Annotated in this window: 12 protein-coding genes; 3 read left to right on the top strand and 9 right to left on the bottom strand. The window is 36.3% G+C overall.

The genetic code is table 11. The features are described from left to right. Positions 1–7: 7 nt before the first annotated feature. The 3 genes from KKI21_02245 to secD are packed head-to-tail and all read right to left on the bottom strand — an operon-like array spanning position 8 to position 3,336. Complete coding sequence (locus KKI21_02245; protein ID MBU4285026.1) at positions 8–1,048, bottom strand: hypothetical protein; 1,041 nt, start codon at positions 1,046–1,048, stop codon at positions 8–10. Between the two features lie 45 nt (positions 1,049–1,093). Further along, on the bottom strand, positions 1,094–1,984 hold the full coding sequence (gene secF / locus KKI21_02240; protein MBU4285025.1) for a protein translocase subunit SecF: 891 nt from the start codon (positions 1,982–1,984) through the stop codon (positions 1,094–1,096). A gap of 2 nt (positions 1,985–1,986) precedes the next feature. Beyond that, positions 1,987–3,336 carry a protein translocase subunit SecD gene (gene secD, locus KKI21_02235; GenBank protein ID MBU4285024.1) on the bottom strand — a complete coding sequence of 450 codons (1,350 nt, stop codon included), beginning with the start codon at positions 3,334–3,336 and terminating at the stop codon, positions 1,987–1,989. 109 nt (positions 3,337–3,445) lie between these two features. Here secD and KKI21_02230 point away from each other — a divergent pair, with 109 nt between their 5' ends. Beyond that, positions 3,446–3,829 carry a hypothetical protein gene (locus KKI21_02230; GenBank protein ID MBU4285023.1) on the top strand — a complete coding sequence of 128 codons (384 nt, stop codon included), beginning with the start codon at positions 3,446–3,448 and terminating at the stop codon, positions 3,827–3,829. A 200-nt stretch (positions 3,830–4,029) separates the two neighbouring features. On the opposite strand, the gene secA is transcribed toward KKI21_02230, so the two are convergent. From secA to KKI21_02200, 6 genes are all read right to left on the bottom strand, one after another. Further along, entirely contained in the window at positions 4,030–6,588 is a 2,559-nt protein-coding gene (secA, locus tag KKI21_02225) for a preprotein translocase subunit SecA (protein MBU4285022.1), read from the bottom strand. 2 nt (positions 6,589–6,590) lie between these two features. Continuing rightward, entirely contained in the window at positions 6,591–7,652 is a 1,062-nt protein-coding gene (locus KKI21_02220; protein MBU4285021.1) for a hypothetical protein, read from the bottom strand. 23 nt (positions 7,653–7,675) lie between these two features. Continuing rightward, positions 7,676–9,478, bottom strand: a complete 1,803-nt coding sequence (locus KKI21_02215) for a hypothetical protein (GenBank protein MBU4285020.1) — start codon at positions 9,476–9,478, stop codon at positions 7,676–7,678. Positions 9,479–9,748: 270 nt separating this feature from the next. Next, positions 9,749–10,507 carry a hypothetical protein gene (locus tag KKI21_02210; GenBank protein MBU4285019.1) on the bottom strand — a complete coding sequence of 253 codons (759 nt, stop codon included), beginning with the start codon at positions 10,505–10,507 and terminating at the stop codon, positions 9,749–9,751. 10 nt (positions 10,508–10,517) lie between these two features. Then, positions 10,518–11,084, bottom strand: a complete 567-nt coding sequence (locus tag KKI21_02205; GenBank protein MBU4285018.1) for a hypothetical protein — start codon at positions 11,082–11,084, stop codon at positions 10,518–10,520. Positions 11,085–11,096: 12 nt separating this feature from the next. Beyond that, the gene (locus tag KKI21_02200; protein MBU4285017.1) at positions 11,097–13,331 is read right to left on the bottom strand and encodes an O-antigen ligase family protein; all 2,235 of its coding nucleotides are present in this window, start codon (positions 13,329–13,331) and stop codon (positions 11,097–11,099) included. 80 nt (positions 13,332–13,411) lie between these two features. On the opposite strand from KKI21_02200, the gene KKI21_02195 reads away from it, so the two are divergent. Both KKI21_02195 and KKI21_02190 read left to right on the top strand, forming a co-directional pair. Continuing rightward, positions 13,412–14,782: a sugar transferase gene (locus KKI21_02195; protein ID MBU4285016.1), complete on the top strand. Its 1,371-nt coding sequence runs from the start codon at positions 13,412–13,414 to the stop codon at positions 14,780–14,782. After that, entirely contained in the window at positions 14,782–16,032 is a 1,251-nt protein-coding gene (locus KKI21_02190) for an oligosaccharide flippase family protein (GenBank protein ID MBU4285015.1), read from the top strand. The genes KKI21_02195 and KKI21_02190 overlap by 1 nt, the downstream gene beginning before the upstream one ends. Positions 16,033–16,037 lie beyond the last annotated feature (5 nt).

Raw genomic sequence — 16,037 nt, 5'->3', positions numbered from 1 at the left:
GACCATTTTAAGCTAAAATATACTTTCCATCCTCCAATCTCTTCACTTTTGGAGACCGGTGAAGGTTCAAAATGATTGTATTTGGTCTAACCTGCCGTTTTGTCAGAACAGAATCAATAATTTCTTTCCTGGTTAACGGTTTTTTGTTTTCAGCCAAAGTTTTCTGGATCACTTCCTCCACTGTTCCTGATTCATAGCCCCAATCAGTAAGGGCATAGGTTCCTCTTCCCACTAAAATAAATCTTGGGTCTTTTATTAATTCATTATGAACAGTCTGGGTATAAGCCGGCTTATCTACGAATATTTTATTTATCAACTCAGTGATAGCAGTAAAATGGCGAGGTTCGCCTTCTTTTTTAAGGGTTAAATAGGCACGGTCTTTTACTCCCTGCGGAGAAATCTCCGGCCAATAACTTAAGCCGATTTCTTCGAAAATATTCTTATTAATTTCTCTAGAGATTTCCAAAACAACGGAAAACATTTTTGAAGGAATATTGGAATGCTTTCTGGAAAGCAAATCAAAAACTTCTGATTCATGAAAAACTTTATCGTGCTTCTTAAAATGGTCAATCAAAAAATCAATAATTTCTTTGGCTTTCTGATGAGCAGATTTATGGGCAACCCAGTAAGGATGGAATTTTTCATCTCTGGCTATTCTCTGGAACGGCTCGCCTAAGGTCAAGGCCAAATAAATATAGCCCTTTGAAGCATGGGGTTCGGTTGTTCCAGTTGCAGTATGATACAAATAATTCTCTCCCATAATATGGCCATGCGCGAAAAACAAATCATTCAAATAATCGAAAGCTGCCTCAAAAAACGGCAGAACTTTTTCTGATTTAAGAATTTTTATCCCATTTTCTTCTAATTGCCTGACCCTTTCTCTGGTTATGCCATAGTTTTGGCCAATAGCTTCCAGAGTTTCGCTTTTGCCATTTCTTAAACCAAATCGGCGCTCAATAACCTCCCTGACTCTCGGATTGCTCAAATGCAAAAGCGCTTTCTCTATTTTTTTAGAAATGTCTTTAGAAATGGTTGATTTCTTGTTCATATGTTTATTTTTATAGAATTAATATACTATAATAAAAATTGTCTGTCAAGAACCAATTCTTTTTCTACTCCAACTTATCAATAAAGCGCTGGCAATAAAAAGCGAAGTATACGTCCCTACAATAATTCCGATTATCAGTGTTAAGGAAAAATATTTCAAAGTTTCGCCTCCTAAAAAGAATATAGAAAAAAGAATCAAAAGCGTGCAAAAACCAGTACTAAGCGAACGGCTGATTACCTGGTTCAAGCTTTGATTTATTGTCCCAGCAAAATCTTCTGACCTTGTTCTTAAGATGTTTTCCCTTACCCTGTCAAAAATAATTACCTTGTCATTAATGGTATAACCTAAAATAGTAAGCAAAGCAGCTACAATTGGTATATTAAACTGAACATTATTGAATTTACCGAGCAAAATCAAAACAAAAACCGGAATGATAACATCGATTGCCAGAGTAATAATAGAAACCAGTCCGTATTTCCAGCCGCTGATTGGCCAAGAAAGCTTTCTGAACGCGACAGCAATATAAATAAGCAATGAAATCATGGAAATAATTATCAAGGCAATTGTTTTATTGCGTAATTCTCTGCCTATTGTCGGGCCAATACTCTCAAATCTCCTCTCCTCAACTTTTGAAATTTCGTTTAAACTGGACAGCATTTGCTGATGGATATTTTCATCAATGTTTTTAAATCTCAAAATTGTACCCTTTTCTCCTGTTGGCTGAATAACAATTTCGCCTAAATCGAATTTATTCAGTTTTTCCTGGATAACGGCATTATCTGGCCTATTTTCAAGCTCAAATTCCCAAATTGTTCCGCCCAGGAAATCAATTCCGAGATTCAATCCAAAAACAAGCAGGCAAACTATGCTGGCAATAATGAGAATACTAATCAAGAAGTAATGTATTTTATAATATTTTACAAAAGGAAAATTCATATTTATAGCCAAAGCTTTTTAATTTTCTCTCCATTTGTGCCGAAGAAAAACTTAATCAAATAATTAGTGATTACGATTGCTGAAAACATGTTCACCAGATTACCGACAACCAGAGTAAGGGCGAATCCTTTAACAAAACTAGTGCCGAAAATAAATAAAATCAAACCAACCAAGATAGTGGTGAAATTTCCGTCCCTAATTGACGGCCATGCTCTCTTAACGCCATTGGTTAAAGCATCAAGATAATTCCTTCCACTCTTTAATTCTTCCTTGGTTCTGGAAAATATCAAAATATTGGCATCAACGGCCATGCCCATTGAAAGCAAAAAACCGGCAATGCCAGCTAAAGTAATAGTCACTGGCACTAATTTAAAAACAGCCAAAAGCAATACAATATAAATTATTAGAGAAATGGAAGCGAAAAATCCGCTTAAGCGATAAGAAATAATCATAAATAAAAGTATTGCCAAAAATCCGATTATTCCCGCTTTCAAACTCTTAGTTAAGGAGTCGTGTCCTAAAGAAGCTCCGATGCTCTGCTGACCGATTAAATTAATCGGCACTGGCAAAGCCCCGGTATTTAATCTCTCAGCCAACTGCTTAGCTTCTTTCTGGGTAAATTGTCCGCTAATCTGGGCCTTGCCACTCGGAATTTCTTCATTCACAACCGGAATACTGATTGGCGCTCCGTCTAGATAAATAGCCAATCTCTTTCCTATGTTTTTCTTGGTCAAATCAGCAAAAATTTTCGCACCTTCGTCATTAAACTCCAAAGTGACATATGGCTGATAAGTGGTCTGGTCAAATTCTAATTGCGCGCTTTTCAAAAATCTGCCGGTCAAAGAAGTGTTTATAAAATCTGTTCCATCTATGTTTTCTTCTTTAAATTCCAAATACGGAGTTCCACCAATCATTTCAATTGCCTCAGCAACATCCCTAACTCCGGGCAGTTCTACAATCAGACGATTGGAGTCCCCTACTTTATTAATCTGAACCAATGGCTCGGCAACGCCGAATAGATTTACCCTTCTTTCAATTAAATCCCTAATTCCGTCCATAGATGAATCCCTGTCTATTTCTTCTATTCCAATAAGATTTGCTTCATAAACTAAATGCGTCCCGCCTTGTAAATCCAACCCCAATCTGAATGGCAACTTATAAAACTTAGGAACATTAATTCCGATGTGTGAACTTATCCAATTAGCAGTTTTATCCCAGATTACTGGATAATCCAAAGAGCCGGCCAAAATAAATAAAATAAAAATCCCCAGCACAATCAGCCGGATTTTACTTTTTTGCTTGCTGACGAAATTTCCTTTTTCAACTGTTTGTTGTCTTTCTATAAAAGCCATAAAATTTTATTGTAAAGTAAAAAAAATAATTTGTAAAGAATTTTGCGCCTACTGTTGACAAAATCTGCGGTTATGATATAATGATAACAGCGTTTAGGAGGCGCTAAAAATGAACATTAAAAAAATCGGAAAAGTTCTTTTGGTTTTATTTCTGGTGGCAATCTACGCCAATATCGGGTACTGGCTCGGGACCGAGCAATATCTCTCCGACCATTCAACAAGTTCCACCAGCATTGTGCAATCGTTTTTCCAGGGACCAGAAAAGATTCTTTACTCCCCGATAATAGGAGTTACAATCAGTAAAACAATGCTTGTGTTTACATTTTTTTGGCCAACACTTATCGCGTTCGTTGTTTTGCTCTGGCTGGGACATTTCATGTTCGTTGGGGGATTATTTAAAACCATTGGCCTCATCCCTTCCATTGTCCTGACCATAGCTGGAATCTTGTACGCCAGAAAAATCTGGGTGAAAAAACACCAAAAGACCGGCTAAAAATCTCAATGTTCTTTAAACGGCCCCGCAGCTGCAGGGCCGTTATTTTATTTCCCATGGCACTTTTTATATTTCTTGCCTATTCCACGTAAATTTGCTATCATTAACTTATCTGTAGAAAGGATTGGCCGCCCTTTTTACTTCTCCGAAAAGGAGCGACAAAGATAGGCTACCGCGAGAACAACAATCTCGCGGTTTTTTTATTTCCCGCAACAATGCTTATACTTTTTAGGACGACCGTCTGGATGAGTCGCTCCGCATGGGCAGGGATCATTTCTACCCACCTTCGTCCCGACTTTGGTCGGAACTTCGGCGGGCAAGCCCACTTCGCCTTTCCCCATTCTTTGTTTCAGCTCCACTTTTAATAACATCTCAACAATCGCGTTATCAATTTCTTCCAGCATGTGCTTAAATAAACGATGACCTTCGTTTTTGTATTCAACCAATGGATCTTTTTGCCCATAGACGCGCAATTTTACACTCTCACGCAAACATTCCATTGTTTCCAAGTGCTCCATCCAAAGCATATCAATTGAGCGCAAACATACGAATTTTTCCAACCCCGCTCTCTCATTTTCAGGAACATCCCCGCCCAAACCTTCGGATTGTGGCGGGCCCGCCTGTTTGCGCTCCGCGCTTACGGCGGGTTTCTCAAATTTATTACAATATTGCTTATACTTGTCCTCTGTCATTAATTCCTTAACTTTCTGATGCATCTCTTTATCTGTTGCTTGGAATAAAATTTCTTTTCTCATTTTATAAATCGTTTCCCTGTGCTTATTCATCACCTCGTCATATTCCAAAACATGATGCCTGATATCAAAATTATATCCTTCAATCTTTGCCTGGGCTTTTTCAATCGCCGATGAAATCATCTTATTTTCAATTGGCTGGTCCTCGGGAATTTTCAAAGCATCCATCAGGGTCTTAATCTTCTCAGAACCGAATCTCTGCATTAATTCGTCTTCCAATGAAACAAAAAATTCAGTAGAGCCAGGATCTCCCTGCCTGCCAGACCTTCCTCTTAATTGATTATCAATTCTTCTTGCTTCATGGCGCTCGGTGCCAAGGACATGAAGTCCGCCAACGTCACAAACCCTTCGACCCTGCTCAGGATCTTGAGGGTTGCCCCCCAAAACAATATCAACTCCACGACCTGCCATATTGGTTGCAACTGTCACAGCTCCTAATCTTCCTGCCTGGGCAATAATCGCGCCTTCCCTTTCGTGCTGTTTGGCATTTAAAATCTCGCATTGTATTCCCTCTTTTTTTAAGAGCATTCCCAAATGCTCATTTTTTTCAATTGAAATCGTGCCCACCAAAACTGGCTGACCTTTTTCATAGCGTTCTTTTATTTCCTGAACAATTGCTTTAAATTTCCCTTGCTCGGTCTTGTAAATCTTATCTGGCAAATCTTTCCTAATCATCGGCTTATTAGTCGGCACAACTATGGTGTCCAATTTGTAAACCTTGTCGAACTCTTCAGCATTAGTTAATGCAGTTCCTGTCATTCCGGCTAATTTTTTATACATTCTGAAAAGATTCTGGAAAGTAATTGTTGCCAAAGTTTTCGATTCCTTCTGTACTTGCACATTTTCTTTTGCCTCTAATGCCTGATGCAACCCGCCGGAATAGCGCCTACCAGGCATCAACCTACCAGTGAATTCATCAACAATAATCACTTCCCCATTGCGCACCACATAATCCTTATCTCTTCTAAATAGGACTTCCGCGCGCAAGGCCTGTTCCAAATGATGCACTAATTGAATTCCGGCTTCATCATAAATATTCCCGACTCCCAAGGTTTTTTCCACTTTATCCATGCCTGCATTAGTTAAGGTTGCCGCGCGCATTTTTTCATCAATTTTAAAATCAATGTCCTTTTTTAATTGCGGAGCGATTTTGGAAAATTTCTTGTAAAGCTGGGCTGATTCCACATCTGGCGCAGAAATAATTAAAGGAGTTCTGGCTTCATCTATTAGAATACTGTCTACTTCATCAATAATTGCGTAATTAGAAGCTCTTTGCGCCATCTCGTTTTTATCATAAGCCATATTATCCCGCAAAAAATCAAACCCAAATTCATTATTAGTGCCATACAAAATATCAGCGCTATAAGCTTCTTTTCTACTGCACGGTTTCAAAAATTCCTGCACCACTTTGAACCCACCCGCCTCATCACGTTCTTTGTCTAATTTTAGTTCTGGCTTGCCCGCCGAAGCCCCCGCCTGCCGGCGAGGCAGGTTGGCGTAGGCGGGGTCATAAATATAAGAAGTTTCATGATTTATACATCCCACGCTAAATCCAAGAAAATTATATATTTGCCCCATCCAAACAGCATCTCTTCTGGCTAAATAATCGTTAACTGTAACCAGATGCGCGCCTTTTCCCTCTAATGCATTCAAATACAATGATAGGGTTGCGGTTAATGTTTTTCCTTCTCCGGTTCTCATTTCTGCAATTTTCCCCTGGTGCAGAACAATGCCTCCGGCAAGCTGTACGTCAAAATGTCTTTGATTTAAAGTTCTTTTCGATGCCTCCCGCACAGCAGCAAATGCTTCCGGCAAAATATCATCAAGCACTACGGAGGTCTGTCCTCCGTAGTTTTCTATTTTTTTTCTAAATTCTTTAGTTTTATTTTTTAAATCCTCGTTAGAAAAACGCTCGAATTCTTTTTCGAGCTCATTTATTTTCTCCACAATCGGCTGGACTTTATTCAAATATCTTTTATTCGGATCCCCGAATAATTTTTCCAACATAATTATTTAACATTCCACCTTGCATCTGTGCCACACATATATAATCCGGCATTAACTTTATCTATAAATAAACTTCCTGATGTGCCGCAATCTCCGCTCGGCGAAGCAATCCCGGTAGTAATCATTACTCCATCATCCAACCGAATGCCGCTGCTTGAAACAGATGCCACTCCGCTAAAATAAATATCTTTTACATACATAGTATCGGAAACAGAGGCAGTGCCGTCAACAGAGAGAGTATAAGCAGGAGAAGAATCAAGAATACCAAGATATTTAGCGCTGGCAGTAGATAGATCTCCGAAGATCAGACCGCCGATATTCATATAATTATCTGCTGTAGCACTTAATGTATCTATATCATATCCAATAACAATATTATTAGAACCATAGGTTAAAGCGTCTCCTGCTTGATAGCCAACAAGAATATTCTTTGAACCTGTTCGAACATTAAATCCGCTTTTATATCCAAAAATTGAATTGTTCGAAGATGAATATCCGGTACTATTATTGCCGTCCCCGGCTCGATATCCAACAGCTGTATTAGCTGTAGAAGCAGGCCAGGCTCCTAACATGGCTGACCAACCAATCGCTACATTATACGAACCCGTCTCATTCCAATCTAATGCCGAATCACCAACAGCCACATTGTAATCTCCGGTTGTATTCAGTTCCATTGCATAACTACCAATCGCAACATTATAGTCACCTGAAACACTATTAGATAAAGCATACGTACCTGCGGCGGTGTTGCGTTGTCCTGTATTGTTTAAATAAAAGGCGTCATAACCGATAGCCGTATTCTGATCAGCCGCTCCATCATCGTTCTGATATCCTGCCTGATAACCAACAAATGTATTCCAACTACCCGTAGTTGTTGTTTCTATCCCCGTACCTACGAACGTGTTGTAATAAGTGGCATTTGTTGAAAAATTAGTTCCACTTAATGTCCCACCTGCGGAAATATTATCTCCGATTGTTGTTGTGGCATAAACAATCACTCCAAATACAAACACACAAATCAAAACACTGAAGAACACTCCGAAAAATTGTTTATTGTTTTTCATAAATTTTTTATTTATTAATTATTTCACAACCCCATTTTATCCTCTCCTTTTGGATACCAATCCAATTCTGATTTGTTAATTATAAATATTGATTCCGGTTTTCCGCCTTGAGATAGAAAGTTCTCGCCGGTTATGTTTAACCAACTTAAAATTCCTGTATCCTCGCCGGAAATCTCTAAATTATAAACCTTGGGCGAATCAACATAACGGTAATAATTCGATGTCTTGAATACATCTCTTACTTCCGGACTAACGGTTTTAACTGCTTTCCATCCGCCAGTCAAATGGCCATACATATTAAAGATAACAGGATTAAGGAATAATCTTTTATAGCCATGTTGGCTAATGATGAAAATATCAAAATCACCAACTGCTCTGATTAAATCCCCTTCTTTTAATCCATAATCCTCTGGCTTGGGCAATTCTTCTCCAGGTGGCTCAACTATTTCATCAAAGAGAGTCGTAACTGCTGAAAGAATAAAAGGATTTGTCGGTTCATTGCTTTGAAAATCGCTTTTCTTAAATTGATTAGAAATAGCAATCGTAACCGAATCAACTCTTGTTTTGAAATCAGGTATTTTTAATACTCCGCTTTGATTTTCTAATGTTAATTTTCCAACTACTGTCTGCTGGTCTATGTAATCAACGATGTAATAAACATTAAAATCCCCCTGTCCCATAAAACCTTCAAACTCAATTTCCAAATCTTTAGCAATAGTGCTTGCATCCTGTTTATTAATAAAACGATACCAATAGGGCGACCAATCCTTTACCTGCTGCGAGATATTAATTACGCTTGCTGATACGATGCTGTAAGTGATTGGTGAAATCTGGACATTTCCTTTCAAATACGGATTTTTGTAGCCGTATATTCCGCTATAGATTGATTTGTCATTCAGATAATCAGCAATTACCCAATTATTAAATATCTGAGAAAAAGTAGAACTATATCCTTTTTCTTTTAATGCCTGTTCAATGCTGTAGATTCCCACTTTATTGTTTTTTATCATTAAAGAAAAAATATCTTCGCCGAACTGCTCAGCCAGATAATGGCCCAAAAGATTCACTGATGGATAATCATACCTGTCGCCTTTCCACTCGGTCAGGGAATCTGATGGCTGGAAAAGAAAATCTTCAACGCGCCTTTCTAAATTGCTTCCTACGTAATCGCTATCCAGTCCAGCTATTGTTGGAGCATATTCACTTCTCAATTCATTAAGCCAAATATCTTCTTGAACATTATTAAGTCTTTGTTTTTGATTCCAATTAATCATATGCTGCAATTCATGGGCAATCAAACCGTGAACTAAACTGGTGCCAACCTGGCTGACATTGATATAAATCATTTCTCTGTTATTGGAAGTAGGTTCCTGTAAGTTGGCAACTTCATCTCTTTCATTAAAATATCCTCCTGCTGTCTTTTTTAACTGCGTGAGAAGAATTGTAATTCTTTCATCGTTATCAATTCCAGGATTCCATTCCGAGCCGAAAATATATCTTAAGGAAGGATAGGTTTTCTCATTAAATTGAACAGCAATGTCATCTAATCCGTCAAGAAAAGAACTTTGCTGGGCCAGAGACAATTCCTGCCAAAATGGATCTTCAACATAAAAATAAGCATTAGCAGAAACCTTTTGTAATGTAGCTGCTATCTTTGTTCTTGTTTCATAATCAAAAGATGAATCAACAAAAAATTCCCTGCTGTCGCCAACTTCAAAAGCAGCAAAAACAGAACAACTGCAAATAATAAAAATCCCGCCTGAAACCAGCAGGATTGATAAAAATTTCTTATATTTCTGAATCGAATTAGATTTTGGAAAAAACATAATTATAATTAATTATATCCTAAATTGCGTTGCCAAAGGAGCCGGGAAAGTAAAACCCCAATACTTAGTGTTGAATGGGTACTAGTTCCCGAACTCCTTAAGCAACACAATCCATAGTTTAAGTATAACTGGAATGAATAATACGTGTCAAATAGAAAGAAAAACGTCGACTAAAAGCCAGACGTTTTTCCCCAAATATAGAGTTTTCCCTTTCGGGATCACCCATTCAACTGTTTATATACTAGCAGGTAAAAAATTGGCTGTCAAGTATTAATAAGAAAATTCAGCATCTATAGTGATATCTTTATCAAATTCCTGACATCCGAGAGCAAAAATCTTGAACATTGGAGAAATATCAGCTCTGTCCAAAAATTCCAAAGATTTATTTTCATTGCTTAGACAAGTTCCATTCTGAAGATTATTGCACTTTAATTCAATTAAAACCTCAAACTCCAAAAACGTTTCTCTGTCATAGGGATAAATATCACCTAAAGGATAATCAGAAAGTTCTATCAACATATATTCTGTACCCCCTAATTTTATTTCCTGCTCATAACCATTCACCACTAAAGTCATTTTAGAGACATATGATTTTTCCAAAGCATAAACCTTGTCTTCTCTGACGCTCAATTTGTCGCTGAAAAAATACAGCCAAAGCTTGCGTATATCTAAAATCGTATTGACTGAATTTTTGATTTTATATCTGCCCAAACTGACTATACTAGATCCGCCATCTTTTGGTATTGTCCATATTTTATCCGGTTCTTTTGTTATTGTGGGCTCAATGGTTGCCGGGCTTGCGCATCCATATTTGGAGAAATCCGTAATTACTTCAGAACGCCTTGGGTTATCCTTGAGAGAAACTGGCTTTGGCTTATATTCTTCTGAAGTTGAATTATTCGGTGAATTTGGGTCATCTCCTGGTTTCCTATAATCAAGATAGATGAAAATTGCCGCAACAACTACAGCTAAAATCACGGGCGCAATTATAGCCCAGTTAATCTTTTTACTTTTATTTGTATCTTCCATATTTTATTTATTACTTAATCTGGAAATTTCCCGCAATTTGATAAAATAGATTTTTGTATCCTTCCCAGCTTTCCTCAAGCGTATTGAACGAGATTATCCAGACATCTTTATCCTTAATATTTACAGCCAATAAAACTTTAAAATCAATATCCTGCTGAATAATGTCTGTTTCCATAAAATAAATTGGTTCGCCATCCATATTCCTGCCTTCCTCCTTTGATATTTTTACTTCTGGAAAATTTCCCTTTAAAGAAGTTTCTATTTTCTCCAGATAATCATTATTGGTTTTTTCATTAAAAGTATCGTAAACAACAGAGTAATAACTCCTAAAACCTATTTTCGCAGCATCCGCATTGTTAATCTGTTCTTTATTATTCATTGCTGTTGCAAAAGAACCCATTACAGCTTCTACCTCCACCCATCCATCTGGTAATTCAATAACGAAGCCGTCTTTGTTTATTTCGGTTTGTGCGTTTTGCTGTGGCAGCGTCTTTTTAAAAATAAAAAAATAAGCCAGAACCAATCCTGTTAATATAATAAATAATATTACCAGAATAATTAATGTTTTTTTATTCATCTGTTTATTGTTTTAACGCGGCAATGAATTAATGAATTTCTCGGCATCTGATTTAAAATTCGGATCAATTTCAGCTGATTTCAGCGCTTCTTTTTTAGCATTTTCGTAATCTCCAATTTTAGCGTATGCAGCAGCCAAAGAAGCATGCAGTTGAGCATTGCTTGGCTGTTTCAATATTGCCAACTTGTAAACTTCTACAATTTTACTATAATTCCCGACCTTGTCATAAATATGAACTAAACGCATTAAATCATTTATACTGCCTTTGTAATTGTATCCCATTACTATCGCCTTTTCAACAAGTTGAGCAGCTTCTTGGTAATGACTTGAATCGTATTGGCCATTTTCATAAGCAGCCATACCCAAAAACCAGTAAGAAATGGCTACCTGCGGATTAAGGTTTAATGCTTCCTTGAAACTATCATAGGCCTCTTTATATTTATCGAGTGATAATTGCGCTTGTCCAAGTTCATACCATATTCTTGGATTCTTTCTATTTAAATCCAGGGCTTTGCCGATGAATTCTTCTGCCAGTTTACCAGCTGTATCCGCCTCCTCATCGATTAAAAGAATATACATTCTTCCAACATAAAGATAAGGCGTTGTGTCTAGGGAAAATCTTTCGATATTCTTTTTTACTGCTTCAATTGTGTAATGCGCCAAATTTACATCAATGGTTTTATTCTTCTGTCTCTGTGCTTCAATAAGCTGTATGGTAAAAGTAGCTAATTTGTGGGTTATGTCATAATTAACCTGCGGATTATCATAGCTCAATGCTTTTTTGTAATACTGGAAAGCCTCATTCGCATCTCCCCTTTGGCCAGCTACAATTGCTCTAGTGCAGGCATAATTGGCTTTTGCCGGTTTAATTCCGGTTTGATATGTCAATATTAAGACAAAAACCAATAAAATCGCAGCCAAAAAGACAGATGGCTCTTTTGTCGGTATTGAATAGGTCTCCTCTTTTAAATGAAGATTATTTATATATCCCAATATCAAAAAGAATAAAAAATAATTAGCAAATGTGTCAAAGATAAACAAATTCTGTCCAATATAGGCAATAAGCATTGCTATAATTATGCCAAAATCAGAATTCTCGATTTGCTTTTGCTTAAATTTTTTAATCAGAATATAAAAGATGCTGAAAAAAATGAAAATATAACTTAAAAGACCAACTATGCCCATGGTTGAAAGCATTTCCAAAATTATATTATGGGCCCTGTCCCAAATTGTTTCGGACCCCAGGCCGGAAAAATGTCGGGAATCAAAATATTTCATATGCAGAAAAGTAAAATTTTCCGGACCCCATCCGAAAATCGGTTTTTCCTTCCAGCCATTGATTGCGCTTTCCCATGACCATAATCTGGTTTGGATAGTGTCACTCTTAAAAGAAATATCAGTGATTCGCTGCAGTAAACTATTATTTTTAACCCAATCTTTATTCTTCTCTAACCAGATAATGGTACCAAAAATTACGAAAACAATAATTGCTACCAATAAAAGAATCTTTATTCTCCGGCTTTTCTGGAAAAAAAGAAAAAACAATGCCAGAAGCAAAAGACTGCCAAAAAAACTTATAATAGCTCCTCTTACTGCGGTCATCAATAAAACCGGAACGCCCAAAATAAGAATAGCAGCAAAAAACCCTTTCTCAGCAGGCCGAGTTATTTTTCTAGAGAGAAATAAAATTGCCAAATATAGAATAAATAAAAGATAGCCGGCAAAAAGAGCAGGATTGCCAATGGTGCCAATTACCCTATCTCCATGCTGCCAGCCAACGAAAAAATTGCCCAATTTCAGGCGCTGACCATAAGCGAAAAGAATAGAAAGAAAACCAACAAAAAGCGAAACTTTTAAAATTTTATCCCAGTCAACTTCTTTCTTAATAATACTAATTAAAATTAGAAAATAGACCAAATAATGCAAAAAACTGAAAATTCCCCCCATTCTTTCAATCGTCCCCCAAAAACTGGAATAAAAACTATTTCCTACTAAGCCGCTGAATAAATACAGAAAAGCAAAAACAGAAATACTGATTAAAATCATTGTCCACTTTGGCCGATATCTCTTATCAACAATGATTAACGGAATATAAAAAACCGCCATTATTCCCACAAGGATTCTAAAAATAATCACCTTGCCGAAATGAAACGGCGATAGATATTGAGAGAAAATTACCAACGGCAAAAACAAAGAAATAAAAACCCCCCAACGGAGTATTTTCGCAAAAGCTTCAGAAATAACCATAATACAATTATTATATGTTTACATAAATTTCGTGTCAAACTATTGTCAATAAAAATAAATTGAGATAGAATGAAGCCAATATGAAAACAAAGAAATTAATCCTTCTTATCGGAGATTTAGTTATTTTATACGTTTCTTTGACCATCGCTCTTATAGTCCGCTATAAAGAGTTTGATTTTGGCACTTTTCAAGCCCACTTTATCCCCTTTTCAATTGTTTATTTGGTCTGGATAATTGTTTTTTATATTCACAATCTCTACGAAATAGATATTGCCAAAAATAATATCGTTTTTTCTTCGGCCCTAATCCGAGCATTAATTATTGGCGGATTAATTTCAATTGCATTTTTTTACATCATACCGGGATTCATTATATCTTCAATCACGCCAAAAACAAACCTATTTTTAAATATCGTCTTTTTCGTATTCTTATTCTACGGCTGGAGATATTTATTTAATTTATTAGCAGGATCTTTAAAACTAAAAACCAATATAGCGATTATCGGCTACAATCCACAAGCCATTGAGTTGGCAAAAGAAATAATCAAAAATCCTCAATTGGGCTACAAACTGAAATTAATTATTGAGAATCATGAAGAAGTCGACCGAACCGAATTGCCCGAAATAAAAATAACACAAGGATTTAAGAACTTAAGAGAAACATTACAACAAGAAAGAGTAAACATAGCGATTGTCACGCCAGAGGTTTATAAATCACAGGAATTAATCCAAAATCTTTTTGAATGCATTAAATATAAAATTGACTTTGTAAATTTGCCCGAGTTCTATGAAAACATAACGCAAAAAATTCCACTTACGGCAATTAATGAAGTTTGGTTTCTAGAAAATATATCCCAGGAGAAAAAACAACCTTATGAAGTCGCTAAAAGATTATTTGATTTTATTTTCGGATTATTTCTTCTAGTAATTAGTTTGCCATTTTGGCCACTAATTGCAATTATCGTAAAACTGGAATCGCGAGGCAAAATATTCTATACACAAATAAGAGTCGGACAAGGTGGCAGGCCATTTAAAATTGTAAAATTCCGCTCAATGATAAAAGACGCGGAAAAAGACGGACCAAAAATGACTACACAAAAAGATTCCAGAATCACTAAATTCGGAAAATTTTTAAGAAAAACAAGATTAGATGAGATACCGCAAATTTGGAACATTATTATAGGAGAAATGAGTTTTGTGGGACCACGGGCAGAAAGACCGGAATTTCACCAAGAACTCAAAGCACACATCCCTTTCTACCAGGAAAGATACTTAATAAAGCCAGGACTCTCTGGCTGGGCGCAGATAAAATACGGCTATGGTTCATCTGTTGCAGATAATTTTGAGAAAGTTCAATACGATTTATATTATATAAAAAACCGTTCCTTCATCTTTGATTCAAGCATAGTTCTTAAAACAATTAACATCGTCCTTAAAGGAGGAGGTAGATAATGCAGAAAATAAAATCAAAAATTTACAATCTGCTACGCTGGAGTCAAAAATACACTCAAACTGATATGGTATATCTAGTAGAAGGTGGCTTTTGGTTAACTTTTGGGAAAATTGTTTCTACGATTGCCTCTTTTTTATTGACAATCGCATTTGCTAATTTATTATCAAAAGAAATTTACGGTATTTATAAATATATTTTGTCATTGGCAGGTCTATTGACTATCTTTACTCTTTCTGGTATAAACACCGCGGTTATTCAAGCGGTTGCCCGCGGTTATGAAGGTACTTTTGTTTCCGCCTTAAAAACCAAAATTAAATGGGGGTTATTCGGAGGATTAATCAGTATTGTTTTAGCCGGCTATTATTATTTTCATGGTGATATTGCTTTAACTTTATGTTTTTTGGTTGCGGCAGCCTTCCTTCCCTTTATGGATTCTCTGGCTATTTATAGTTCTTTGTTGACTGGCAGAAAACTTTTTAAATTTTCTACAAAATACGATATCATTACCCAAGTCATCGCCGCAGCAATAATGATGGTCACGCTTTTTCTAACCAACAATATTTTTCTTGTTATCTTTGCCTATTTTGTCCCTAATACGCTGCTTCGTCTTATTTTTTTAAAAATTACTCTCAAAAAATTCCAACCCAACGAAAAAAAAGATCCAAAAACAATTTCCTATGGCAAACATTTGAGTTTGATGGGGGTCTTTGACGCAATAGCAAGCCAAATAGATAAAATTTTAATTTTTCACTATTTGGGAGCCATTGAATTAGCAATTTACTCATTTGCTGTCGTGCCCATAGATCAAATAAAGGGATTATTCAAAAACATCCATCTTTTAGCCCTGCCCAAATTCTCGCAAAGAACAATAGAGGAAATTAAACAGGGTATTTTAAAAAAGATGTTGAAGTTTGGATTAGTAATATCTGTTATAACTATTATTTATATACTCGTCGCTCCTTTGGTCTTCAAAATATTTTTCCCGCAATATCTTGAGTCAATATCTTATTCTCAAATCTATGCTATTTCTTTAATCGCGACAATCGTAATGCTTCCTATTGCTGCATTGCAATCTATATCAGCAAAAAAAGAACTATATCAGCTCAATATTTATAGCTCTATTATTCAAATAATTGTTCTATTTTTATTCATCTATTTTTATGGCCTCTGGGGCGCAATTATTGCGAGAGTGATTGCAAGATTTATTGGTTTAGGCTTAGCTTCTTCACTGCTTAAAAAAACAAAATAATCTGT

Source organism: Patescibacteria group bacterium, assembly GCA_018897295.1.
GTDB lineage: Bacteria > Patescibacteriota > Minisyncoccia > RBG-13-40-8-A > RBG-13-40-8-A > JAHILA01.
The sequence above is the reverse complement of the archived record's forward strand: the minus strand, read 5'-3'. Positions and strand labels throughout refer to the sequence as shown.